The following is a 24477-nucleotide window of genomic DNA, read 5'->3' as shown; positions in this document are numbered from 1 at the left end:
GTTACCTGAGCGTAGGTTGTGAGGTCGGCCTCAGGCGGGGCTCGGAGACCGACCGTCCGTCACTCCTGCATCGCTGGCCGCAGGAGCCGCAGGAGCCGCACCCACCGCCACCGCCGGTCGGACCAGCAGCGCCTGCGCCGTCCGGCCCACGAAGCCGTGCTCGTCGAACACCTCGGCCTGCGCCAGGCCCGCGGCGCCGCCGCCCAGGATGGTCTGGGCGCGCAGGCCGATCCACTCCCCGCCGGGTTCGCGGACCAGGTGGCCGGTGAGCTCGGTGTTCATAAACTGCCAGTCGCGAATGTCCAGGGCCGCGCTGGCCCCCGAGGCGGAGTCGACGCACACGAGGAACCGCTGGAGCGGTGACAGCGGCTCGCCGGGCACGAGGGTCACGCGCGGACGCATCCAGACCGTGGCCGGTCCGGGGTGCTCCAGAGCGCCGTCGACCCACGACCACTCGATCGCGTCGAGGTACCCGGGGTGCCAGCCACGCGGCATACCGTGCTGGACGCCCTCGGCGTGTCCCGGCGGGGGCACGGGAAGCCCCGTCACCGGCCCCGACTCGACGCGCGGCACCAGCCACAGTGCCGCCCGCGCCACCGGACGCCCGGTGGCCACGTCGACGAGCTCGCACTCGACCAGCTCCACGGACCGCCCCGGGCGGGCCACACGCGCGGTCACCCGCAGCCTGCCCACCGGTACCGGTCCGAGCAGGTCGCAGGTCACCCGCGCGACCACCCGCGACCCGTCGCCCACGCGCTCCGCCTCACGCGCCATCAGTGCCATGGGTGGCCCACCGTGCTGGGCGTCCGCCGACCACGGTCCCGCCGTGTGGGGCGTGGCGGTCACGGTGCTGCTTCCCACCTCCGTCGCGTCGAGGTCGTAGAAGGATCCGGGAGCGAGCGACATGGTCGCCATCCTGCCTGACCGCGCGGGGCGCGCGGGGGTAGCGTGGTGCGTTGGGACCGAGAGGGTCGAGTGCAGTTCGGGAGAAGGCGAGGAGTGGCCGTGGCGTTGTCCGACCTCCTGTATGCCGCGTACGAGCGACGACTGAGTCGTCGCCTTTCGCGGGAGACCCTTCCCCGGCACGTCGGCGTGATGCTCGACGGCAACCGCCGCTGGGCCAAGGCCCGTGGCCACGGCACCAAGGAAGGGCACCAGGCCGGAGCGGACAACATCGCCGGATTCCTGGACTGGTGCGAGGAGGCGCGGGTCGAGGTGGTCACCCTGTGGCTGCTGTCCACCGACAACCTCAGCAGGCCTGCGGCCGAGGTGGTCCCACTGCTGTCGATCATCGAGAACACCGTGAGCGACCTGGCCCAGACCAAGCGCTGGGTGATCAACCCGGTCGGGTCGCTGGACCTCCTGCCGGCCGAGACCGCGCGCCGCCTCAAGGAGAGCGCCGACCTCACCGAGGGCGTCAAGGGCATGACGGTCAACGTCGCCGTGGGGTACGGCGGACGCCAGGAGATCACCGACGCCGTCCGGTCGATGCTCGTCGCGCACGCCGCGAACGGCACCACGATCGAGGAGCTGGCCGAGACGCTCCAGGTCGAGCACATCGCCGAGCACCTCTACACCAAGGGTCAGCCGGACCCCGACCTCGTCATCCGCACGTCGGGCGAGCAGCGGCTGTCCGGCTTCCTGCTCTGGCAGAGCGCGCACAGCGAGTTCTACTTCTGCGAGGCCTACTGGCCCGACTTCCGGCACGTCGACTTCCTGCGCGCCCTACGGGCCTACGCCGAGCGCAACCGCAGGTTCGGCAGCTAGCAGCTGACCGCAGACCGGGCGCTCATGGGCAACTGGGCGACCACGTGGCATACCAACGCCCGAGGGCTCCCTCGGCCGGTCGGGTCAACTCTGGATGACATGGGAGGACATGCGGCGTGGTTGCGTCGTGGAAGCCCCACACGGTCGTACCGTCCGTAGTGACGCGGGGCACCCGTCCCACGTTCGGGGAGGCCGACCTATGGAGCGAATCCAGCTCCGAGCGGAGGGCCGGAACCGGCTCCACCGCAGTGGGAGAGCCTGGTCCCGGCACCTCGTTCGCGAGTAGGCGCATCGCGCCGAAGCGCGCGCTGTGCCAAGGAGAGACATTGGCCTCGAACCACGACAGCACCCGTCGTACCTCCTTCAGCTCATCGCCGCGCACCGCCAGCACGTCGGTCACCCCAGGGGCCTCTCGCGCCATGCCGGTGCCGAAGGTGAAGGGCAAGCCCCAGGCGCCCGCGTTCCGGACGTTCGTGCTCGACACCTCTGTCCTGCTGTCCGACCCGCGCGCCATGCTGCGGTTCAAGGAGCACGAGGTCGTGCTCCCGGTCGTGGTCGTCACCGAGCTCGAGGCCAAGCGGCACCACCCGGAGCTGGGGTACTTCGCGCGGCAGGCGTTGCGGCTGCTCGACGACCTGCGCATGAGCGAGGGGCGGCTCGATGCGCCTGTGGCCGTCGGGGACGTGGGGGGCACCCTGCGCGTCGAGCTCAACCACACGGACCCGAGCTCGCTGCCGGCCGGCTTCCGGCTGGGGGACAACGACACCCGGATCCTGTCGGTCGCCAAGAACCTGTCCGACGAGGGGTTCGCCGTCACCGTCGTCAGCAAGGACCTGCCGATGCGGGTCAAGGCGTCGGCCGTCGGGCTCGACGCGGAGGAGTACCGCGCCGAGCTCGCCGTCGACTCCGGCTGGACCGGCATGGCCGAGCTCGACGTCACCACCGTCGAGATGGACTCCCTCTACGAGCACGGCCGCATCGAGAACGCGGCGGCCGCCGAGATGCCCTGCCACACCGGCCTGGTCCTGCTCTCGCCGCGGGGAAGCGGTCTGGGGCGGGTCGGCGCCGACAAGCAGATCCGGCTGGTGCGCGGCGACCGCGACGCGTTCGGGCTGCACGGCCGCAGCGCCGAGCAGCGGATCGCCCTCGACATCCTGCTCGACCCCGACGTGGGCATCGTCTCCCTGGGCGGGCGGGCCGGCACCGGCAAGTCCGCGCTGGCGCTGTGCGCCGGCATCGAGGCGGTCATGGAGCGGCGCCAGCACCGCAAGGTCGTCGTCTTCCGCCCCCTGTATGCCGTGGGGGGCCAGGAGCTGGGGTACCTGCCTGGTTCGGAGTCCGAGAAGATGGGGCCGTGGGCCCAGGCGGTCTTCGACACCCTGGGAGCGCTGGTCTCGCACGAGGTCGTCGAGGAGATCATGGACCGGGGCATGCTCGAGGTCCTGCCGCTGACCCACATCCGGGGTCGCTCGCTGCACGACGCGTTCGTCATCGTCGACGAGGCGCAGAGCCTGGAGCGCAACGTGCTGCTCACCGTGCTCTCGCGCATCGGCCAGAACTCACGGGTGGTGCTGACGCACGACGTCGCGCAGCGGGACAACCTGCGGGTCGGTCGGCACGACGGGGTGGCCGCTGTCATCGAGGCGCTCAAGGGGCACCCGCTGTTCGCCCACGTCACCCTCACCCGCAGCGAGCGCAGCCCGATTGCGGCGCTGGTGACTGACCTGCTCGAGGGACTCGAGGTCTGAGGGACGCCTGGCGCGGAGTCGCTGCCGATGTGTCCGGAGGCACACCGCCCTGCTCAGAGGGCGGTGTGCCTCCCCCAAATGGGTGAATCTGGTGTCACACCTGTCACAGGAGCACCAGTGGTATGAAGGCGATTGGAGTTCGACTTCCAAGGTCGGGTAAAGTCTCGGTTTCATAACGTGCCGGGACGCTGTCTGTTGGGCTGTAGCAAGCCTGTTGGGCGACTTGGCAACGACACCCCCCGGCATCGACAAAGGCCACCACGCATGCGGTGGCCTTTCCTTTGGAGGAACCCGTATGAGTCAGCCCTACCAGGGACGGCACCGCAACGGTGCGGCCCACGGCAGGAAAGCCTCTCGATCCTCCGGCCTCACCAAGGCGATCCGCCGCCCCGCGGTGACCTCGAGCGTGCTGCTCGCGGTCATCGCCACGACCGCTGCCGGCTACCAGGCGGCGGACCAGCGACAGACCGGCGCTGCCGCGTTCACGGTGAGCACCGAGGCCATCGCCCAGGCCAACGAGCTCGCCGATGCCCAGATCGAGGACACCGCTCGGCTGGCCGCTGACCGCAACGAGACGAACGCGAGCATGGCCGCGGCCCAGGAGAAGGACCGCATCGCCGCGATTGCCGCGGCCCAGGCCGCCGCCACCGCGCGCCGCGAGGCCGCCGAGAAGGTGGCCCGCGACAAGGCCCGCAAGGCGCTCGAGGCCAAGAAGCAGGCCATCCTCGAGAACGCCCAGAGCGACCCCCGCGCCGCTGCTCGCGCGCTCCTCCCCGAGTTCGGGTTCGACCAGGGCCAGTGGAGCTGCCTCGACAGCCTCTGGATGGGCGAGAGCGGCTGGAACTACAAGGCCACCAACTCCTCGTCCGGCGCCTACGGCATCCCGCAGTCGCTACCCGCCTCCAAGATGGGCACCGTCGCCTCGGACTACCTGACCAACCCGGCGACCCAGATCCGCTGGGGCCTGCAGTACATCAAGAGCTCGTACGGCACGCCGTGTGGCGCGTTGAACGCGTGGCAGAGCCGCTCCCCGCACTGGTACTGAGCCACACCGCTCAGCGTGGCGGTCGGGTCATGGCGAGCACGTCGAGCGCTTCGTCGAGCTGCTGCTCAGTGAGCTCGCCGCTGGCCACGTGGCCGCGCTCGATCACGACGTCGCGGATGGAGCGTCGCTCCTTGATCGACTGCTTGGCCACAGCGGCAGCGGCCTCATAGCCGATGTAGCGGTTCAGCGGGGTGACGATCGACGGAGAGCCCTCGGCCAGGTCCCTGGCGCGCTCGACGTCCGCCTCGATACCCGCGACGCAGCGGTCGGCCAACAGCCTGGACGTCGCTGCCAGCAGTGCCGCGGACTCGAGGATGTTGCGTGCCATCACGGGCAGCATGACGTTGAGCTCGAAGGCGCCCGAGGCGCCGGCCACCGTGATGGTCGTGTCGTTGCCGATGACCTGGGCGCAGGCCATCAGGGTGGCCTCCGGCAGCACCGGGTTGACCTTGCCGGGCATGATGCTCGACCCGGGCTGCAGGTCGGGCAGGTGGATCTCGCCGAGACCCGACCGTGGACCGGAGGACATCCAGCGCAGGTCGTTGCAGATCTTGGTCAGGCTCACGGCGACGACCTTGAGCGCCCCGCTGAGCTCGACGACGGCATCCTGCGCGGACTGGGCCTCGAAGTGGTCGGCGGCCTCCCGGAAGTCCACCCCGGTCTGGCTGCTCACCCGCTCGATGACGGCCGGCGCGAACCCCGGTGCCGCGTTCAGGCCGGTCCCGGCCGCCGTGCCGCCGAGGGGCAGCTCCGCCGTCGCCTGCGCCGCGACCAGGACGCGGTCGGCGCCCAGCTCGACCTGCCTGGCATAGCCACCGAACTCCTGTCCGAGCGTGACCGGCACCGCGTCCATGAGGTGCGTGCGGCCGGCCTTGACGACCTCGGCGAACTGGGTCTCCTTGGCCCGCAACGCCTTGGCGAGGTGCCTCAGGCTGGGTGCGAGGTCGCGGTGCACGGCCAGGGTGGCTGCGATGCGCAGCGCACTCGGGAACGTGTCGTTGCTCGACTGCCCCGCGTTGACGTGGTCGTTGGGGTGGACGGCGTCGCCGGAGGCCAGGTGAGCGATCCGGGCGACGACCTCGTTGACGTTCATGTTGGTCGAGGTGCCCGACCCCGTCTGGAAGACGTCGATGGGGAACTGGTCGTCGTGCCCGCCCTGCGCCACCTCGGAGGCAGCGGCCGCGATGGCTCCAGCCATGGCGGGCTCGACCACCCCGAGCTCGGCGTTGACCTCGGCGGCGGCGGCCTTGAGCAGGGCGAGCGCGTGGATCACCCCGGCGGGAACAGGCTGCCCGGAGATGGGGAAGTTCTCGACCGCACGCGCGGTCTGGGCGCCCCACAGGGCGTCGACGGGCACCTCCACGTCCCCCATCGAGTCGTGCTCGGTGCGTGTGGCAGGGGCGGTGGGTTGCACGCGGTCGGAAGCGGACGGCATACCCCCATCATGCGCCCGAGCCCAGCCCTCGGGTGAGGTATGCCGCGTGGTCGGCTACGCGGCGTGTGGCGGCTAGAGCTTGCGGAGGCGGATCCGACGCACGCTGTGGTCCTTGCCCTTGGCGAGCACCAGGGTCGCTCTGCTGCGGGTGGGCAGCACGTTCTCGCGCAGGTTGACCTCGTTGATCTCCCGCCAGATCCGCGCGGCGGTGTCGCGGGCCTGCTCGTCGGACAGCACGGCGTAGCGGTGGAAGTACGAGTGGGGATCGGCGAAGGCCGTCTCGCGGAGGCGCAGGAACCGCTCGACGTACCACTGCCGGATGTCGTCGAGGTGGGCGTCCACGTAGACCGAGAAGTCGAAGAAGTCGCTCACCGCCAGACCGGTGCGTCCGTCCTCCTGGAGCCGCGGCGCCTGCAGGACGTTGAGGCCTTCCACGATGAGCACGTCGGGCTGGCGGACGACGACGCGCTCGCCGGGCACGATGTCGTAGGTCAGGTGTGAGTAGACCGGTGCGCTGACCTCGGCCTTGCCGGACTTGACCTCAGCCACGAACCGCAGCAGCGCTCGACGGTTGTAGGACTCGGGGAAACCCTTGCGTTGCAGCAGGTTCCGACGCTCGAGCTCGGCATTGGGGTAGAGGAAGCCGTCGGTCGTGATGAGCTCGACCTCAGGCGTCCCCGGCCAGCGGGACAGCAGCTCCTTGAGCAGGCGAGCGGTCGTGGACTTGCCCACGGCGACCGACCCCGCGACGCCGATCACGAAGGGCGTCTTGGCAGGGCTCTCGCCGAGGAAGTCGCCCGTGATCCGGTGCAGCCCGGCCGTGGCGCCGACGTAGAAGTTCAGGAGGCGCGAGAGGGGGAGGTAGACCTCCTCGACCTCGGCGAGGTCGACCCGCTCGCCCAGCCCCTGGACCCGGCTCACGTCGTCGGCGTCGAGGTTGAGCGGCTGGTTCTCCCGCAGCCGGGCCCAGGCGGCACGGTCCAGCTCGACGTAGGGCGAGGGAAGGGCGCCGTTGCCGTTCGCGGGGTGGCTCACAGGCGCCATTCTTGCTCACGGGCTCGCAGACCCTTGGATGCAGTCCGCGAGGCGGTCGACGGTTAGGCTGCCTCCCATGTGCGGAATCGTCGGATACGTCGGCCCGAACGCGGACGGCAAAGCGCTGGACGTCGTGATGGAGGGGCTGGCCCGCCTCGAGTACCGGGGCTACGACTCGGCGGGCGTCGCCCTGGTCACGACCGACGGGGTCTCGAGCGAGAAGCGCGCCGGCAAGCTGGTCAACCTCCAGGAGGCGCTGGACGCGGACCACCTCCCGGGCGCGACGACGGGCATCGGTCACACCCGCTGGGCGACGCACGGCGGGCCGACCGACCGGAACGCCCACCCGCACCGCGCCGGTGAGGACGGCAAGCTCGCCCTCATCCACAACGGCATCATCGAGAACTTCCACCAGCTCAAGAACGCCCTCCTCGCCGACGGCGCGACCTTCGAGAGCGAGACCGACACCGAGGTCGCAGCCCACCTGGTGGCCCGCGAGTACGCCACCACGGGGGACCTCACCGAGGCCATGCGGAACGTCGTGAACCGCCTGGAGGGCGCCTTCACCCTGCTGGCGGTGCACGCCGACAGCCCCGGCGTCGTCGTCGGAGCCCGACGGAACAGCCCCCTCGTCGTGGGGCTGGGCGAGGGCGAGAACTTCCTTGGCTCGGATGTGGCGGCCTTCATCGGGCACACCCGCAACGCCCTCGAGCTCGGCCAGGACCAGATCGTCACGATCACGCCCGACTCCTACTCGGTGATCGACTTCGACGGCACGCCCGCCGAGGGCAAGCACTACGAGGTCACCTGGGACGCCGCCGCCGCCGAGAAGGGTGGCTACGCGACGTTCATGGAGAAGGAGATCTACGACCAGCCGCACGCCGTCGGCGACACCCTGCTGGGCCGCACCGACATCGACGGGCGACTGGTGCTCGACGACATGTCGATCACCGAGGACCAGCTGCGGGGCGTCGACCGCATCACGATCGTGGCCTGCGGCACCGCGGCCTACGCCGGGATGGTCGCCAAGTACGCCATCGAGCACTGGACCCGGATCCCCGTCGAGGTCTCCCTCGCCCACGAGTTCCGCTACAGCGACCCCATCGCCACGGAACGCACGCTGGTCGTGTCGATCAGCCAGTCCGGCGAGACGATGGACACCCTGATGGCCGTCAAGCACGCCCGCGAGCTGGGCGCGCTCACCCTGTCCATCTGCAACACGCACGGCTCGACCATCCCGCGCGAGTCCGACGCCGTGCTCTACACGCACGCCGGTCCCGAGATCGCGGTCGCCTCGACCAAGGCCTTCCTCGCGCAGATCACCGCCTGCTACATCCTCGGGCTCTACCTCGCACAGCTGCGGGGCGGCACCTTCGCCGACGACGCGCAGTCGGTCATGAAGGAGCTCCACGAGATCCCGGCCAAGCTCGAGGACCTGCTCGGTCGGATGGACCGGGTCAAGGAGATCGCCCGGTTCATGGCCGACACGCGGTCGGTGCTCTTCCTCGGCCGGAACGTCGGCTTCCCCGTTGCCCTCGAGGGAGCGCTCAAGCTAAAGGAGCTCGCCTACATCCACGCCGAGGGGTTCGCGGCGGGTGAGCTCAAGCACGGCCCGATCGCCCTCATCGAGGCTGGGCAGCCGGTCTTCATCGTGGTCCCCGGCCCGGGCACCCCGCACGAGCTGCACAAGAAGGTCGTCTCCAACATCCAGGAGATCCGCGCCCGTGGCGCCCGCACCATCGTGGTCGCCGAGGACGGTGACGAGGACGTGGTGCCCTTCGCCGACGAGGTGATCCGGGTGCCCGCGACGTCGCCGCTGCTGGCGCCGCTGCTGACCGTCGTGCCCCTGCAGGTCTTCGCGCTGCACCTGTCCTCGGCCAAGGGCCTGGACGTCGACCAGCCCCGCAACCTCGCCAAGAGCGTCACCGTCGAGTGATCGGCCACTAGGTGATCGTCGGGGTCGGGATCGACGTCGTCGACGTGGAGCGCTTCGGGCAGACGCTCGAACGCACGCCCGGCCTGCTCGACCGCCTGTTCACCGACGAGGAGCGCTCCCTGCCGCTCAACTCGCTCGCCGCGCGGTTCGCCGCCAAGGAGGCGCTGGCCAAGGCGCTTGGCGCACCCGTCGGCCTCCAGTGGCACGACGCCACGGTGCGACGCGGCGACGACGGCCGCCCACACCTTCAGGTCACCGGCACCGTCGAGGCTCGCGCCGAGGCCCTCGGCGTGCACGCGATGCACATCTCGCTGTCGCACGACGCGGGGATCGCCTCGGCCGTCGTCATCGCGGAGGGCTGAGCAGTGCTGAGGGCCTGGTCGGCGCAGCGCGTCCGCGCCGCCGAGGAAGCCCTGATGGGCGAGCTCGCCGATGGCGAGCTCATGGCACGCGCAGCCGCAGGGCTCGCCGAGGTGTGCCGTGCCCGACTCGAAGCCTCCGGGGGCACCCGCGTCGTGGTCCTCGCCGGGCCGGGCAACAACGGCGCAGATGCGTTGTATGCCGCGGCCCACCTCGCGGAGGACGGCTACGACTGCGTTGCGCTGCAAGGGAACTGGCCTCTGGGCATCGGCGACGCGACCTCGTGGCAGGCGGCCGGCGTGAGGGTCGTGGCCGTGGACGGCGACTGGGCGGCCCCGCTCGCCGCCGCCGACCTCCTCGTCGACGGGCTGCTGGGGATCGGAGGCAGACCGGGGCTGCCGGAGGCTGCCATCGCGTGGGTCGACGCCATCCCCGAGTCGGCCTACGTCGTCAGCGTCGACCTGCCGTCGGGTCAGGACCCGGCGGGTGAGAGTGCTTCGGACACAGGGGTTTTCGCCGACGAGACGGTGACCTTCGGCGTGGCCAAGCCGGTGCACCTGCTCCCTGCGACCGAGGCTGCCGTCGGGCGGCTGACGGTCATCGACATCGGGCTCGTGCTGGACGGTCCACCCGACGTCGAACGCCTCGACTTCTCCGACGTGGCGCGCCTCTGGCCGGTCCCCACGGCCACCGACGACAAGTACTCCCGCGGTGTCCTCGGAGTKGTCGCCGGCGGTGAGGACTACACGGGGGCGGCCATCCTGTGCTGCACGGCTGCGGTCGGTGCCGGCCTGGGCATGCTGCGCTACGTCGGCACGCCGACCCCGACCGGCCTGGTCCGGGCGGCCATCCCCGAGGCCGTCCACGGCGAGGGGCGCGTTCAGGCCTGGGTGGTTGGCCCCGGGATCGACACCGCCTCGCGGGCGCGGGGCAGCAAGGCCCAGCTCGATGTCGCCCGCGCCGCCCTGGATTCCGACCTGCCGGTCCTCGTCGACGCTGGCGGTCTGGACCTGGTCGACGGGACGCGCGGAGGACCCATCCTGCTGACCCCTCACGCGGGCGAGCTGTCCCGGCTGCTCACCCGACTCGAGGGCTCCGAGACCACCCGTGAGGCGGTCCAGGCGGACCCGGTCGGCCATGCTCGCCGCGCGGCCGACCTCACCGGCGCCACCGTCCTGCTCAAGGGCGCCACCACCCTCGTCGTGCCACCCACGGGCTCAGGTCTCCCGGTCCGCTCCCAGAACGACGCACCCCCCTGGCTCGCCACGGCTGGAGCCGGTGACGTGCTCGCCGGAGTCTGTGGGGCCCTCCTCGCTGCGGGGCTCTCGCCGCTGGACGCCGGCAGCCTGGGGGCTCTGGTGCACGGCGTCGCCGCGGACGGGGCCAACCCCGGAGGTCCGGTGCGCGCACTCGCCGTCGCCCACGGCATACCCGCGACGGTCGCGCACCTGCTCACGCGCTGACTCCCGCCCTCGTGAAAGACTGGGCGGCGATGAGCAACACCACGATCAGCACCCCCCCAGCCCCGGCCCCGCCGGGGCTGCCCGCGTGCGCCCAGGTGGACCTGTCCGCGATCAGCGCCAACGTCGCGGCCCTCAAGCGCCTGGCCGGCGGCGCCGAGGTGATGGCGGTCGTCAAGGCCGACGCCTACGGCCACGGCCTGGTGCCCAGTGCCCGCGCCGCCCTGCGCGGGGGAGCCGCGTGGCTCGGCGTGGCCCAGCTGCCCGAGGCCGTCGAGCTGCGCCGCGCCGGGATCGAGGCGCCGCTGCTGTCGTGGCTGCACGTGCCCGGCCAGGACTTCGTCGAAGCCGTCGAGCTCGGCATCGACCTCGGCGTCTCCACGACGTGGGCCCTCGACCAGGTGCTGGCCGCCGCCACCACCACGGGACGAACGGCGCGGGTCCACCTCAAGGTCGACACCGGGCTAGGCCGCAACGGCGCCTGGGACTCCGACCTGGACGAGCTGCTGACCACCCTGGCCTCGGCCCAGGCCGAGCGGGCAGTCGAGCTCGTGGGGCTGTTCAGCCACTTCGCCTACGCCGACGCCCCGCAGCACCCGACGGTCAAGGCCCAGCAGGAGCGGTTCGAGGGGATCGTCGACCAAGCTGAGCGCGCCGGCCTGACGCCCGAGGTGAGGCACCTGGCCAACTCGGCGGCCACCCTCACCAACCCGTCTGCCCACTATGACCTCGTGCGTCCGGGAGTCTCCGTCTACGGCCTCTCTCCGGTCCCCGAGCTGGGGGCGCCCGAGGACTTCGGCCTGCGTGAGGCCATGCGGCTCGTCGCCCGGCTGTCCAGCGTGAAGGACTCCCCTGCGGGGCAGGGGGTGTCCTACGGTCACGTCTACACCACGACCCAGGAGACCAGGCTCGGGCTGGTGCCGATGGGCTACAGCGACGGCGTGCCGCGGCACGCCACCAGCGTCGGACCGGTGCAGGTCGGCGGACGCCGGTATGCCGTGGCGGGACGGGTCTGCATGGACCAGTTCGTCCTCGACCTGGGTCCCGACAGCACTGCGCAGGCTGGGGACGAGGCCGTCCTCTTCGGCGTCGGAGTGGCCGGGGAGCCCACCGCGCAGGACTGGGCAGCTGCGATCGACACCATCAACTACGAGATCGTGACGCGAGTCGGCGCCAGGGTGCCTCGGGTCTACCTCGGGGGCGACCTGTGAGCCCCACGAACCGCAGCCTGGCCGGCTTGGGCATCGGTCTGGCCGCCGCCGGCGTCGCCACGGCCGCCGGCATCGCGGCGGGCCGGGTCAGCAAGGAACGCCACGCGCGCCTCTCGGTCCTTGCCCCCGTCGGTGCCTACGCCCACACACCTGACAAGGAGCTCGTCGTCGTCGCGGACGACGGCGTGCCCCTGCACGTCGAGATCGACGAACCGGCGGCCGACACCGCGTCTCCCGAGAAGCCGACGGTGGTCTTCTCCCACGGCTTCTGCCTCAGCCTCGAGAGCTGGGTCCTCCAGCGCAAGGCGCTGGTCAGGGACGGCCACCGCGTGGTCGCGTGGGACCAGCGGGGGCACGGGCGCTCGGGGCGGGGCAGCGAGGCCTCCTGTGACATCGACCAGCTCGGCCGCGACCTGCACCGCGTCATCGAGGAGGCCGCACCCGAGGGGCAGCTCGTCCTCATCGGTCACTCGATGGGTGGCATGACGACGATGGCCCTCGCCGACCAGGACCCGGACCTGATCCGCGACCGTGTGGTCGCGACGGCGTTCGTCGCGACCAGCGCGGGTGGCGCCCAGCTGGTGTCGCTCGGCTTCGGCCAGTACTTCGGCAAGCTCGTGGGCCGCTTCGGCCCGGGGGTCCTTGACCGCCTCTCGTCCCGGCCCGGGCTGGTCCGCACGGCCCTGCGGGCCGGTCGTGACATCGAGGAGTTCCTGGTCGAGCGGTGGAGCTTCGCCTCGCCCGTGCCGCCCATCGCGGTCCGGCTGACCGCAGACATGATCTTCGGCACCCCGCTCGACGTGATGGCGGACTTCCTGCCGACCTTCGACCAGCACGACAAGCGCGATGCCCTCGTGCACTTCCACGGCGTGGAGGTGTTGGTGCTCAACGGAGTTCACGACGTCCTCACGCCTCCCGACCACAGCGAGGAGATCGTCCGCCTCATCCCCGGCGCTGAGCACGTCGTGATCGAGGAGGCCGGGCACATCATCATGCTCGAGCACCCCGAGGTGCTCAACGAGCAGTTCGAGTCGCTCATCGACCGAGGCATGCGGGCGGCCGCCGAGGGTGTGCGGGTCGCACGCAAGCCGCGGGTCCGGCGCACGGTCACCGACCTCGCCAAGCGTCGCAAGGTCGCCAGGGCGCGACGCGGAGAAGGCCGTGCCTGAGCTGACCAGCCCAGACCTGCCCACCGCGGAGGACACCCGGTCGTGGGGGGTGCGCCTCGGTCGCCTGCTGACCGCCGGCGACCTCGTGGTGCTCACCGGTGGGCTCGGTGCCGGCAAGACCACGCTCACGCAGGGCATCGCCGAGGGCGTCGACGTGCGTGGCCCGATCACCTCACCCACCTTCGTGATCGCGCGGGTGCACCCGTCCCTGGTGGGCGGGCCGGCACTGGTGCACGTCGACGCCTACCGACTCGGTGGCTTCGCCGAGCTCGACGACCTCGACCTCGACGCGTCGCTGGAGGAGTCGGTGACCGTGGTCGAGTGGGGTCACGGCCTCGCGGAGGACCTCGCCGACGACCGCTTGGAGATCACGCTGTCCGGGGAGGACACCCGCCGGGCGCGAGTCCAGACCCACGGCGCCCGATGGGTCGACGCCGACCTCACGCCCCTGGGGGCGGCTGGATGAGCCGCGTCGTGCTGTCGATCGACACGTCCACGTCCGTGAGCGTGGCGGTGTCTGTTGGTTCGCGGTGGGCCTTCGGAGGGTCCGACGACCCGCGCGGTCACACCGAGAGCGTCGCGCCCCTCATGCGCGACCTCATGGCCCGTGCCGGGGTTGCCCCATCAGACGTGACGGATGTCGTCGTGGGCAACGGTCCCGGGCCCTTCACCGGGCTTCGGGTCGGCATCGTGAGCGGGCTGGTCTTCGGGCACGCCCGAGGGATCCCGGTGCACGGAGTGTGCAGCCTCGACGCCCTGGCGCAGCAGGCGGTGGAGGATGTCGGCGGCGGCGAGTTCCTCGTGGCCACTGACGCGCGACGCAAGGAGGTCTACTGGGCTCGCTACCGGGTCGACCTCGACCGCCCTGAGGAGGACCGGGCCGTGCGCCTCACCGACCCGGCCGTCGCGCGTCCCGCGGACGTGCCCGAGGAGGACCGGATGCTGCCCACCGCCGGTCGTGGCCCCGTGCTCTATCCCGAGCTCTTCCCCCGACCGGTCGAGGTCCTCGACGTCTCGGCAGGGCTGCTGGGCGGCATTGCGCTGCAACGACTTGCCGCCGGCCTCGAGCTGCCCGTGGAGCCGCTCTACCTGCGCCGCCCCGACGCGCTCACCACCGCCGAGCGGGCCAAGCGGTGACGACGACCATGCGAGACCTGCACTGGACCGACCTCGACGACCTCGTCGCCCTCGAGGGGGAGCTGTTCCCCGAGGATGCGTGGACGCCCGCCTCGCTCTGGGCCGAGCTCGCTGCCCGACCCCGACGTTCCTACGTCGTCGAGGAGGACGCCGACGGAGCGATCGTCGGCTATGCCGGCGTCGACCTCGGCGGTGAGGTCGCGGACGTCATGACCATGGCCGTCGCGCCCCGCGCGCAGGGTCGCGGCCTGGGTCGCCGGCTCCTCGAGGAGCTGGTGTCGCGCGCGAGGGCCGACCACGCGGCATACCTCATGCTCGAGGTGCGGGCCGACAACGAACCGGCCCGAAAGCTCTATGAGGCAAGGGGATTCGAGACCTTGACCGTGCGTCGGCGCTACTACCAGCCTGGCGACGTGGACGCCCACGTGATGCGGCTGACCCTCCGGGAGGTGGCGCCGTGAGCGCCGACCAGCCGCTCGTCCTCGGGCTCGAGACGTCCTGCGACGAGACGGGCGTGGGCATCGTGCGGGGCGAGACCCTGCTCGTCGACGCGATCGCCAGCAGTGTCGACGAGCACGCGAGGTTCGGCGGCGTGGTGCCCGAGGTGGCCAGCCGTGCCCACCTCGAGGCGATGGTGCCGACCATCGAGCGAGCCACCCGCGAGGCGGGCATCAAGCTCGCCGACCTGGACGCGATCGCGGTGACCTCAGGTCCCGGACTCGCCGGCGCCTTGATGGTGGGTGTGGCCGCCGCCAAGTCGCTCGCAGTCGCACTCGGCGTCCCGCTGTACGGCGTCAACCACCTCGCGTCGCACGTCGCCGTCGACATCGTCGAGCACGGCCCGCTGCCCGAACCCACCCTGGCCCTGCTCGTCTCCGGTGGGCACTCGTCCCTGCTGCTCGTGCCCGATGTCACGCACGACATCCAGTCGTTGGGGTCGACGATCGACGACGCAGCGGGCGAGGCGTTCGACAAGGTGGCGCGGGTCCTCGGGCTGCCCTTCCCGGGCGGGCCGCCCATCGACCGCATGGCGCGTGAGGGTGACCGGTTCGCGATCGACTTCCCCCGCGGGCTGACGACCGGGCGCGACATGGAGCGCTACCGGTTCGACTTCTCCTTCTCGGGGCTCAAGACCGCCGTCGCCCGCTGGGTGCAGGCGCGTGAGGCGGCGGGGGAGCCCGTGCCGGTGGCCGACGTCGCCGCGTCGTTCCAGGAGGCGGTCACCGACGTGCTGACCCGCAAGGCCGTCCTGGCCTGCAAGGAGCACGGCGTCACGAACCTTCAGATCGGTGGTGGGGTGGCAGCCAACAGCCGGCTGCGCGCCATGGCCCAGGAGCGCTGCGACGCGGCGGGCATCACGCTGCGGGTGCCGCGCCCCGGACTCTGCACCGACAACGGTGCGATGGTCGCATCGCTCGGGGCGCAGATGGTGCTCAAGGGACGAGCGCCCTCAGACCTCGGGCTCCCCGCGGACTCCTCGATGCCCGTGACGCTGGTCCAGTCCTAGCCGGTGACCCGGCAGGGCATCCCAGGGGGCCGGTGAAGGAGTCGGTCAGGAGCACTTCACAAGGCCGAGGTCGGCCTTGAGGTCGAGCACCCTCGCCGCCGCCGCGTCGACCTGGGCAGCGAAGGCCGGGCTGGCGGCCCGCCTGGCGGCGATCGCCTTGAGCATGACGGGCGCCTGCGACGCCCTGGCGGTGAGGACGATGTCGCCACCGGCAGCGATGAAACGGGTCGCCCGCTGGCCGACCGGAATCGATGACACGGCCTTGGCGGCGCCCACGTCGTCGGTGATCACGACTCCGTCGAAGCCCAGCGTGTCGCGAAGCAGCCCGGTGACCACGGCCTTGGAGAACATCGCCTGGTTGTCCGGGTCGAGCTTGGGATAGCGGGCCGAGGAGATCATGACGATCGGTGCGCCGGCACCGACTCCCGCGGCGAACGGTGCCAGGTAGGGGTCGCCGGCGTCGGTCGTCCGGTCGGTGATGCCGCTGCTGCTCACGTCGGTGTTGCCGGTGACGCGACCAAGCCCCGGGAAGTGCTTGAGGGTGGGGGCAATGCCGGCGGCGAGGGTGCCGCGGACGAAGGCCGCGGCATACCTCGCGTTGGTCGAGGGCGAACCGGGGGCGAAGTCGCGACGGTAGCGTCCGATCGGCTGGTTGGCCGCGCCCAGCGAGGTGGGCACGGTGTCCGCCACCGGTGCCAGGTTGACGTTGACGCCGGCAGCCGCGAGCTCGCGGGACCACTGCTCGACGTTCTCCTCCTCGCGGGCGACGCCGGTCGTGGCCTGGGTGCGGGCCGACGGCATCCGGGTGAACCCCGGGCCTCGCAGCTGCTGGACCTGGCCGCCCTCCTGGTCGGCGGCCACCAGCAGCCCGTCCGCGGCCGCCGTCCTCAGTCGCTTCGAGATGGTCGCCATCGAGGCGGACCCGCCGGACCACCCGCCGAGGTAGATCACCCCACCCAGCCGCTGCGACCGGATCTGGGCAGCGAGGGCACGTGAGCTGCCGGTCGGCTGGAGCCCGACCATCAGCAGCTGACCGGCCCGTTGCGGCGCGGTCATCGCGGCAGCGAGCTGCTCGCCACAGGTGGGGGCTGGGGTGGTCGTCGTGCTGGACGTGCTCGAGGTCCCAGAGCTGGAGCTGCTCGGGCTGGTGGCCGACCCCGACGAAGACCCTGAGGTACCCGAAGACCCGCTGCCCGACGACCCGCTGCCCGCGTCGCACCCTGCGGTCGCTGTGAGCGCCGCGACCGCCAGGCCGACCAGGAGGAGGCGGGCGTGGCGCGCCGGGTGAGCAGTCACGCACGGAACCTACCCCGGCCACGCAGCCGCGACGAAACCCGGACCGGGCTGCCGCCACCCCGCCTCTGGCAGGATCGCCACATGGCCATTCCCGTCGTCCTGGACGTCGACACCGGGGTCGACGACGCCTGTGCGCTGTTGTTGGCGGCGCTGCATCCAGCGCTCGACCTGCGTGCCGTGACGTGCGTGGGGGGCAACGCGGCGGTGGACGCCGTCGTGGCCAACACCCTCACCGTGCTGGACGCGGCGGACCGCGCCGACGTCCCGGTGGCCAGGGGTGCCGAACGCCCGTTGCTGGAGGAACCGGTCGACGCCAGGCACGTCCATGGCCGGGACGGGATGGGTGATCTCGACTGGGCCAGGTCCGAGCGCCGGCCCGACTCCCGCCACGCCGTCGAGCTGTTGCGCGACGTGCTCCTGGAGGCTGCCGGCCACGCCGACGACGCCCCCTGGGTCACCCTGGTCCCGCTTGCACCGCTCACCAACCTGGCCCTGCTCCTGCGCACCTATCCCAGTGTTGCCAAGGGGATTCGCGAGATCGTCTTCATGGGCGGGGCAGCGCAGGTCGGCAATGCGACAGCCTCGGCCGAGTTCAACGTCTTCCACGACCCGGAGGCCGCGGCAGTCGTGCTCGACGCCTGTGCCGACCTCGACATCCCGCTCACGATGTACGGCCTGGACGTCTTCTACGAGCCACGGGTCAGCCTCGAGACGGCCCGCACCCTGGCGGCACCGGGTGGTCACGACGCAGCCGAGCTGGCCGGCCGCCTCATCGAGTTCCAGTGTGAGCGGTTCGGGTCACCGGACGCCACGATCGGCGACGCCGGTGCCGTCTGCGCCGTCCTGGAGCCGGGAGGAGTGCGCCGTGAGCGGCTCCCGGTGCGCGTCGAGCTCGCGGGCACCTGGTCCCGCGGACGCACGATCGTCGACAGACGGGAGTGGTCAGGTGGCCTCGCCCACGACCCCCACGGCCAGGCCCGGTCCAGCATCGACGTCTGCCTCGAGGTCGACGGCCAGCGCTACGCCACCCTGTGGCTCGACACCGTCAGCGGCGGGATGCGCTGATGGGGCGGGTGGTCGTCCTCGGCTCGCTCAACGTCGACCTCGTCGCCGCGGTCGAGCGCCACCCGGGGCCGGGGGAGACCGTCCTCGCCGACGGCCCGCTGCACCGGTTCGCGGGCGGGAAGGGCGGCAACCAGGCCGTCGCGGCTGCCGCGGCCGGTGCGACAGTGGGGCTGGTCGGCGCCGTCGGGTCGGACGACGCAGGTCAGGCCTACCTGCAGCGGCTTCGCTCCCGCGGGATCGACGTCTCGGCCGTGCGCGTCGTCGACGGCACCCCCACCGGCCAGGCGTGGATCACCGTCGACGACGAGGGCGAGAACTCCATCGTGGTCATCCCCGGCGCCAACGCCCACGTCTCGGCCGACGACCTGCCGGACGCCTTGTCTGACCTCGAGCCCGGCGACGTCCTGCTGGTCCAGCTCGAGGTGCCGCTGCGGACCGTCGCAGCTGCCGCGCGCGCCGCCCACGGGCGTGGCGCCCGCGTGGTCCTCAACGCAGCCCCGTATGCCGCCCTGCCGCGCGACGTCGTGGCCCTCGCCGACCCGCTCGTGGTCAACGAGCACGAGGCGCTCCAGCTGGCCGACAGCGCTGCCGCCCCGACCTCGGTGCTGGTGACCTTCGGTGCAGCCGGGTGCAGCTGGGACGGGGAGCGGTCGGACGGCATACCCGTGGACGAGGCGGAGGTGGTCGACACGACCGGCGCTGGCGACGCGTTCTGTGGGGCCCTGGCGGCGGCACTGGCGAGCGGAGCGGACCGCGAGGCGGCCGTGAGGGCAGCGAGCCAGGCCGGCGCGGATGCGGTCCGTCACCGCGGTGCCCAGCTCGACCCCGAGCTCTAGCCAGACCAGCCGGACCGTCCGCGACTTCGGGCCATCAGTGGCTCACGAGACACGGGCAAGCCCGCCCGCGTGCCACACCGGTGGCCAGGAGTCGAGAGGACGGTCTAGTAGACCGAGACGTGCACGTGGTCGTAGTGGTTGGCCGTGGGGCTGCCACGGTCCGCCATGGCCTCCCAGGTGCCGCCCGGATTCCAGATGCGCTGGCGCCAGATGAGGTACTTGATGTTGAGGGCCCCGGCATTGGCCTGCAGGAAGCTGGCGATCTCGTTGCCCTCGGCCGTGCTGCACATGATGTCGACGGCGTGACCGCTGCCGTGGTCTCCCGGGTCGCCGGCGCGGAACCCGCCGAACGGCCCGGAGCCGGGGAACTGCTTCTTGACGGCGTTGATGACGGCAATCGCGTTCGGCGTCATGCCACCGACGTTGGACAGGCCCGCGCGTGAGGTGTTGCGCGAGACCGCCGTACTCGTGCGATCGGCCGTCGGGCTCGCGGAGGCCCGCGGCTTGCTGCGCGCGGCCGACTCGGCCTGCGCGGTGAACCCGATGACGCCGTAGCGGGTGACCCGGGCCGGTGCGGACACGGCCTGCGCCCGCGCCTCGACCGGGGGCCGAACCTGTGCGGACGTGAGCTCGAGGGTCGGGATCGACGCCGGGGCCGCGAAGGCGGTGGCCACGCCGAGAGCCGAGGCGGCGACGCCGAGACCCTTGAGCGCAGACCGGTGGCTGGGGCGTCGCCAGAGGCCAGACATGACCGCGGCGCGGCGGGTCCTGGTTGCTCGATGGCGGCCGGAGCCGGTGGTGTGAGGGGAAGGCATCGCGGTCGAGGATACGAGATGGTAACGGCGCAGGGCGAACTCCCGGCCATTTCGGGCACGGCTTGACCAGGGGTGCGTGCAGTTGCCTCCGGTTGCCGCGCCGGTCAGGCGGGTCGGACGATGATCGCGACCTGGTTGCTACGCACGCGGGTGAGGATCACGATCGCCTCGTTGTGCCCCTTCGCGGGCAGTCGCAGCTGTCGTCGCAGCAGGTCCGCGTCGACGCTGACGCCGCGCTTCTTGATGGTCAGCCGGTCGATGCCGTGGTCGCGGAGCCAGCCGCGCAACGCCTTGACGTTGAACGGCATCGCCTCCACCACGGCATACCGCTTGGCGAAGGGGACGTCGACGGACCGGCTCGACCCGACGTAGCCGACGCCGGCGTCCAGCTCGGCCCCGTCGGTCGCGGCCGTGAGTGCACCCACCAGACCGGCGCGCAGCACTGCCTTGTCAGGTTCGTAGAGCCAGCCACCCACGTCGGCGAGGTTCTGCAGCGGTGGAGCGGTGCCGTCCCCCTCTGCCTCGGTCACGACCACGGCTGGCCCGGCGTCGCGCAGCAGGGCGGCGGTGCGCCCACCAGTCCGCACCAGCGGTCCCCACCACACGACACACTCGACGACGTCGCCCTCCCAGGACGTCCACTGCGCCTCAGCGCCCGGAGGCAGGGCCGCGTGCGGGAAGCCGGGGCTCAGCTTGGCCCCGGTGGCCGGCAGTGCGCGGGCCACCTCCTGGACGGTGGGCCAGCTCGGCGAGATCTCGGCGAGGTTGAAGATCCTGCGGGTTCGGCCGCTCACGTCGGCGACGCCGGGCGTGCGTCGCGCCGGGTCGAGCCACGCCCCCACGCCGCGCGCCCCCTCACCAGCCGGCGCGGTGAACTCCTCCGCCAGCCCTTGGTATGCCGTGGAGTCCGGCCAGTGCCGCAGGTTCACCGCCGCGATCCCCGCGGTGACCTCGTCGGCGTCGATGGCCCTGACCCGCAGGTCGAGGCCCGCCATCGCCATGGCGTCCGAACCAATGCCGCACCCGAGGTCGTGCACCGTGTGGATGCCGGCGGCCCGGAAGCGCTGGGCATGCTGAGCGGCCACCGCCAGCCGGGTCGCCTGCTCGAGCCCATCGGAGGTGAGCACCATCCCGCGGGCGAACTCGCCGAACTTGTCCTGGGCCTTGGCTCGCAGCCGGGCCTGGTTCAGGGCAGCTGCGACGAGGTCCGGCTCGAACCCCGCGGTGCGCAGCCGGTGCTGCAGGCCCAAGGCGGCCGACTCGTCGTACGGCGGGAGGGACTGCAGCAGACCCCAGCCCTCGCCGGTGGTCAGCCGTCGCAGCAGGGCCAGATCCATGCCCGGCATTCTGTCGTACGCCCGGGCGGTGGGTGGACTACGGGCGTCGCCATTCGTAGGGGGTCGTGGTCGAGACCTTGAGGAAGCCGGAGCGCTCGAGGATCGGCCGGGAGAACTCGGTCGAGTCGCTGTTGATGTAGCGCTTGCCGTGGTCGATGGCCGAGCGTGCGCGCGCGGAGGTCAGGGCTCGGTAGATCCCCCGTCCGCGGAACTCGGGCAGGGTCGCGCCGCCCCAGATGCCGGCGAACTCGGTGCCGGCGACGGGCTCGAGCCGTCCGGCGCTGACGATCTGGCCGTCGTGCTCGGCCACCCACATCTCCATGTCGTCGCGGGTCCGCAGCCGGTGCAGGACCTGGTCCGCGTGGTCCTTGGCCTCCTTGGCGTCGTCGCCGAACACCTCCGCCTGCATGGAGCACATCGCCCGGATGTCGCCCTCGTCGGTCACCCGTCGGATGGCGACGCCGTCGGGCAGCGCGACGTCGACGGCGAGCAGGCGGGCCTCGCCGATCATGATCGACTCGGGTTCGTCGGGGGTGAAGCCGCGTGCGACCAGGGCCTCGTGCAGGCCGGGGGCGTGGTCGTGGCCCCGGGACTTCCACTCGACGGCCGTGATCTCGGGCATCGCCTCGTAGTGCGCGAGGGCCCCGTCCACAAGCTGTGCGACCGACTCCCTCGTGGCCGGACCGGCGTCGGTGTCGAGGGTGCGGTAGGTGATGAAGCCGTGCCCACCCATGAACGTCGCGAGCACGAGGGGGCCGAGCCGGGCGGTGGCCAGTGACGAGGGCACCTCACGCTCCTCGCGCAGCTGCTCGTCGTACGCTCGCAGCAGCACGGCGGACGTCTCGTCGGCGTTGTCGGCAGAGGTTTCGTGGGTGTCGGTCACGTGGCCGACACTGCCGCCCGCGGGCCCGACCAGGCAACTGGTTTGTCGGTCGCGCAGTCCTGCGTCGTCCGCTCGTGGCGAACGCGCCGCCAAACTCTGGCACTCGAGTTGACCGAGTGCTAACCGCGAGCCTAGATTTGCGTTGGCACTCCGGTTCGCCGAGTGCTAACGCAGCCAGTCGGTCGATCCCCGCGACGGCGACCGCCAGGCAGTGACTTCTGTGACAGAGCAACTTCTGTGCCAGAGCAAGCAGAGCACCACAGCACGACCAGCACCATCCACCTGTCCATCTTCGACATTCCCGAAGGGGAGGTCATCATCGTGTCGGTTTCCATCAAGCCGCTCGAAGACCGCATCGTCGTCAAGTCCGTCGAGGCCGAGCAGACCACCGCGTCTGGCCTCGTCATCCCGGACACCGCGAAGGAGAAGCCCCAGGAGGGCGAGGTCCTCGCGATCGGTCCCGGCCGGATCGACGACAACGGCAACCGCGTCCCGCTCGACGTCACCGTCGGCGACCGGGTCATCTACAGCAAGTACGGCGGCACCGAGATCAAGCACGGCGGCGAGGAGTACCTCATCCTCTCCGCCCGCGACGTCCTCGCCATCGTCGGCTGAGCATCCGCACCGCGTGAGTGACGTGCCCTGTATGCCGGCTTGCCGGCATACAGGGCACGTTGCCTTCAATCCCTCCTGAACCCGATTGCTAGAGAAGGACTTTCATGGCTAAGACGCTGGAGTTCAACGACTCCGCCCGCAAGTCGCTTGAGCGCGGAGTTGACGCGCTCGCGAACGCGGTCAAGGTGACGCTCGGCCCGAAGGGCCGCAACGTCGTCATCGACAAGAAGTGGGGCGCCCCCACGATCACCAACGACGGCGTGACCATCGCCCGCGAGATCGAGCTCGAGGACCCCTACGAGAACCTCGGCGCCCAGCTCGCGAAGGAGGTCGCCACCAAGACCAACGACATCGCTGGTGACGGCACCACGACGGCCACCGTGCTCGCCCAGGCCATGGTCAAGGAGGGCCTGCGCAACGTTGCCGCAGGTGCCGCCCCGGCCAGCCTGAAGCGCGGCATCGACGCAGCGGTCCAGGCAGTGAGCGCCAAGCTGCTCGAGACGGCTCGCGAGATCGAGGGCAAGGAAGAGATCGCCCAGGTCGCCGCGCTGTCCGCCCAGGACGAGACGATCGGGTCGACCATCGCCGAGGCGTTCGACAAGGTCGGCAAGGACGGTGTCATCACCGTCGAGGAGTCGTCGACGGCGACCACCGAGCTCGAGTTCACCGAAGGCATGCAGTTCGACAAGGGCTACATCTCGCCCTACTTCGTCTCCGACGCCGAGCGCATGGAGGCCGTGGTCGAGGACGCCTACATCCTCATCAACCAGGGCAAGATCTCGGCCATCGCCGACGTCCTGCCGGTGCTGGAGAAGGTCATCAAGACCGGCAAGCCGCTGCTGATCATCGCCGAGGACATCGACGGCGAAGCGCTGTCGACCCTCGTCGTCAACAAGATCCGCGGCACGTTCAACGTGGTCGCGGTCAAGGCCCCCGGCTTCGGCGACCGTCGCAAGGCGATGCTGCAGGACATGGCGACCCTCACCGGTGGCCAGGTCATCTCCGAGGAGGTCGGCCTCAAGCTCGACCAGGCTGACCTGGACGTGCTGGGCCAGGCCCGTCGCGTCGTCGTCACCAAGGACAACACCACGATCATCGACGGCGCCGGCAAGCCCGACGACGTCACCGGCCGGGTCAACCAGCTCAAGGCCGAGATCGAGCGCACCGACTCCGACTGGGACCGCGAGAAGCTCCAGGAGCGCCTCGCCAAGCTCGCCGGTGGGGTCTGCGTCATCAAGGTGGGTGCCCACACTGAGGTGGAGCTCAAGGAGAAGAAGCACCGCATCGAGGACGCCATCTCGGCGACCCGCGCGGCCATCGAGGAGGGCATCGTCGCCGGTGGCGGCTCCGCCCTCGTCCACGCCTCCACCGTCATCGACGACCTCGACCTCGAGGGCGACGAGGCGACCGGTGCGCTCATCGTCAAGAAGGCCTCGGCCGAGCCGCTGCGCTGGATCGCCGAGAACGCCGGCATGGAGGGCTACGTCGCCGTCTCCAAGGTGCGCGAGCTCAGCCCGGGCAACGGCCTCAACGCCGCGACCGGTGAGTACGGCGACCTGATCAAGGCCGGCGTCATCGACCCGGTCAAGGTCACCCGCTCCGCGCTGGTCAACGCCGCCTCGATCGCGTCGATGGTGCTCACCACCGACACGCTCGTCGTGGAGAAGAAGGAAGACGAGGACGGCCAGGGCGCCGGCGGCCACGGTCACGGCCACGGTCACTGACCGGGCGCAGCAGGTCGTTCAGGACTGACGACGCGCGGCGCTGAGCTGCGTGGCATACCTCACGAAGGCCCGTCCCCACTGCGGGGGCGGGCCTTC

Annotated in this window: 24 protein-coding genes; 17 read left to right on the top strand and 7 right to left on the bottom strand. The window is 71.3% G+C overall.

Translation table 11 applies throughout. The annotated features are described in order from the left end of the window. Positions 1–30: 30 nt before the first annotated feature. Positions 31–906: a thioesterase family protein gene (locus tag AC1DWR_RS19070; protein ID WP_477614746.1), complete on the bottom strand. Its 876-nt coding sequence runs from the start codon at positions 904–906 to the stop codon at positions 31–33. Positions 907–1005: 99 nt separating this feature from the next. Here AC1DWR_RS19070 and AC1DWR_RS19065 point away from each other — a divergent pair, with 99 nt between their 5' ends. The 3 genes from AC1DWR_RS19065 (at position 1006) to AC1DWR_RS19055 (ending at position 4560) form a co-directional block, all read left to right on the top strand. Further along, entirely contained in the window at positions 1006–1767 is a 762-nt protein-coding gene (locus AC1DWR_RS19065) for an isoprenyl transferase (RefSeq protein WP_477614747.1), read from the top strand. A 419-nt stretch (positions 1768–2186) separates the two neighbouring features. Next, positions 2187–3515: a PhoH family protein gene (locus tag AC1DWR_RS19060; RefSeq protein ID WP_477614748.1), complete on the top strand. Its 1329-nt coding sequence runs from the start codon at positions 2187–2189 to the stop codon at positions 3513–3515. Between the two features lie 295 nt (positions 3516–3810). Next, entirely contained in the window at positions 3811–4560 is a 750-nt protein-coding gene (locus AC1DWR_RS19055) for an aggregation-promoting factor C-terminal-like domain-containing protein (protein WP_477614749.1), read from the top strand. Between the two features lie 10 nt (positions 4561–4570). Here AC1DWR_RS19055 and AC1DWR_RS19050 read toward each other — a convergent pair whose 3' ends face one another. Beyond that, complete coding sequence (locus AC1DWR_RS19050) at positions 4571–5995, bottom strand: class II fumarate hydratase (protein WP_477614750.1); 1425 nt, start codon at positions 5993–5995, stop codon at positions 4571–4573. A gap of 72 nt (positions 5996–6067) precedes the next feature. Continuing rightward, positions 6068–7039 (bottom strand): type I pantothenate kinase, encoded by a 972-nt coding sequence (coaA, locus tag AC1DWR_RS19045; RefSeq protein ID WP_477614751.1) that lies wholly within the window; start codon positions 7037–7039, stop codon positions 6068–6070. A gap of 67 nt (positions 7040–7106) precedes the next feature. Here coaA and glmS point away from each other — a divergent pair, with 67 nt between their 5' ends. The 9 genes from glmS to tsaD are packed head-to-tail and all read left to right on the top strand — an operon-like array spanning position 7107 to position 15810. After that, positions 7107–8966 (top strand): glutamine--fructose-6-phosphate transaminase (isomerizing), encoded by a 1860-nt coding sequence (gene glmS, locus AC1DWR_RS19040; RefSeq protein ID WP_477614752.1) that lies wholly within the window; start codon positions 7107–7109, stop codon positions 8964–8966. Positions 8967–8977: 11 nt separating this feature from the next. Beyond that, positions 8978–9328, top strand: coding sequence for a holo-ACP synthase (locus AC1DWR_RS19035; protein WP_179421791.1), 351 nt, complete (start codon positions 8978–8980; stop codon positions 9326–9328). 3 nt (positions 9329–9331) lie between these two features. Then, complete coding sequence (locus AC1DWR_RS19030; protein WP_477614753.1) at positions 9332–10789, top strand: bifunctional ADP-dependent NAD(P)H-hydrate dehydratase/NAD(P)H-hydrate epimerase; 1458 nt, start codon at positions 9332–9334, stop codon at positions 10787–10789. Between the two features lie 29 nt (positions 10790–10818). Then, complete coding sequence (alr, locus tag AC1DWR_RS19025) at positions 10819–11997, top strand: alanine racemase (RefSeq protein ID WP_477614754.1); 1179 nt, start codon at positions 10819–10821, stop codon at positions 11995–11997. Beyond that, entirely contained in the window at positions 11994–13166 is a 1173-nt protein-coding gene (locus AC1DWR_RS19020; RefSeq protein ID WP_477614755.1) for an alpha/beta fold hydrolase, read from the top strand. Before alr ends, AC1DWR_RS19020 begins: the two co-directional genes overlap by 4 nt. After that, complete coding sequence (tsaE, locus tag AC1DWR_RS19015; protein ID WP_477614756.1) at positions 13159–13632, top strand: tRNA (adenosine(37)-N6)-threonylcarbamoyltransferase complex ATPase subunit type 1 TsaE; 474 nt, start codon at positions 13159–13161, stop codon at positions 13630–13632. Before AC1DWR_RS19020 ends, tsaE begins: the two co-directional genes overlap by 8 nt. Continuing rightward, a complete protein-coding gene (tsaB, locus tag AC1DWR_RS19010) occupies positions 13629–14303 on the top strand; it encodes a tRNA (adenosine(37)-N6)-threonylcarbamoyltransferase complex dimerization subunit type 1 TsaB (RefSeq protein ID WP_477614757.1) in 675 nt (224 codons plus the stop codon). The genes tsaE and tsaB overlap by 4 nt, the downstream gene beginning before the upstream one ends. After that, positions 14300–14764, top strand: coding sequence for a ribosomal protein S18-alanine N-acetyltransferase (rimI, locus tag AC1DWR_RS19005; RefSeq protein WP_477614758.1), 465 nt, complete (start codon positions 14300–14302; stop codon positions 14762–14764). The genes tsaB and rimI overlap by 4 nt, the downstream gene beginning before the upstream one ends. Next, a complete protein-coding gene (gene tsaD / locus AC1DWR_RS19000; protein ID WP_477614759.1) occupies positions 14761–15810 on the top strand; it encodes a tRNA (adenosine(37)-N6)-threonylcarbamoyltransferase complex transferase subunit TsaD in 1050 nt (349 codons plus the stop codon). Before rimI ends, tsaD begins: the two co-directional genes overlap by 4 nt. A 45-nt stretch (positions 15811–15855) precedes the next feature. Here the strand turns inward: tsaD and AC1DWR_RS18995 are convergent, their stop codons facing one another. Beyond that, complete coding sequence (locus tag AC1DWR_RS18995) at positions 15856–16866, bottom strand: glycoside hydrolase family 3 N-terminal domain-containing protein (protein WP_477614760.1); 1011 nt, start codon at positions 16864–16866, stop codon at positions 15856–15858. A gap of 37 nt (positions 16867–16903) precedes the next feature. Between AC1DWR_RS18995 and AC1DWR_RS18990 the strand changes: the two genes are divergently transcribed. From AC1DWR_RS18990 to AC1DWR_RS18980, 3 genes are all read left to right on the top strand, one after another. Then, positions 16904–17098: a hypothetical protein gene (locus AC1DWR_RS18990; RefSeq protein ID WP_477614761.1), complete on the top strand. Its 195-nt coding sequence runs from the start codon at positions 16904–16906 to the stop codon at positions 17096–17098. Between the two features lie 89 nt (positions 17099–17187). Then, complete coding sequence (locus AC1DWR_RS18985) at positions 17188–18171, top strand: nucleoside hydrolase (protein WP_477614762.1); 984 nt, start codon at positions 17188–17190, stop codon at positions 18169–18171. After that, positions 18171–19007, top strand: a complete 837-nt coding sequence (locus tag AC1DWR_RS18980) for a ribokinase (protein WP_477614763.1) — start codon at positions 18171–18173, stop codon at positions 19005–19007. Before AC1DWR_RS18985 ends, AC1DWR_RS18980 begins: the two co-directional genes overlap by 1 nt. A 104-nt stretch (positions 19008–19111) precedes the next feature. Here the strand turns inward: AC1DWR_RS18980 and AC1DWR_RS18975 are convergent, their stop codons facing one another. The 3 genes from AC1DWR_RS18975 to AC1DWR_RS18965 form a co-directional block, all read right to left on the bottom strand. Then, on the bottom strand, positions 19112–19822 hold the full coding sequence (locus AC1DWR_RS18975; protein ID WP_477614764.1) for a VldE C-terminal domain-containing protein: 711 nt from the start codon (positions 19820–19822) through the stop codon (positions 19112–19114). A 104-nt stretch (positions 19823–19926) separates the two neighbouring features. Further along, on the bottom strand, positions 19927–21159 hold the full coding sequence (locus tag AC1DWR_RS18970; protein WP_477614765.1) for a class I SAM-dependent methyltransferase: 1233 nt from the start codon (positions 21157–21159) through the stop codon (positions 19927–19929). A 37-nt stretch (positions 21160–21196) separates the two neighbouring features. After that, positions 21197–22042 carry a GNAT family N-acetyltransferase gene (locus AC1DWR_RS18965; RefSeq protein ID WP_477614766.1) on the bottom strand — a complete coding sequence of 282 codons (846 nt, stop codon included), beginning with the start codon at positions 22040–22042 and terminating at the stop codon, positions 21197–21199. Positions 22043–22363: 321 nt separating this feature from the next. Between AC1DWR_RS18965 and groES the strand changes: the two genes are divergently transcribed. Then, entirely contained in the window at positions 22364–22657 is a 294-nt protein-coding gene (gene groES / locus AC1DWR_RS18960) for a co-chaperone GroES (protein WP_056882342.1), read from the top strand. 104 nt (positions 22658–22761) lie between these two features. Further along, the gene (gene groL, locus AC1DWR_RS18955; protein WP_477614767.1) at positions 22762–24381 is read left to right on the top strand and encodes a chaperonin GroEL; all 1620 of its coding nucleotides are present in this window, start codon (positions 22762–22764) and stop codon (positions 24379–24381) included. The last annotated feature ends 96 nt before the right edge of the window (positions 24382–24477 follow it).

This window comes from Pedococcus sp. P2_E2 (genome assembly GCF_056403955.1).
Note: the sequence above shows the minus strand (reverse complement) of the source record. Positions and strands in the feature narration are given on the sequence as shown.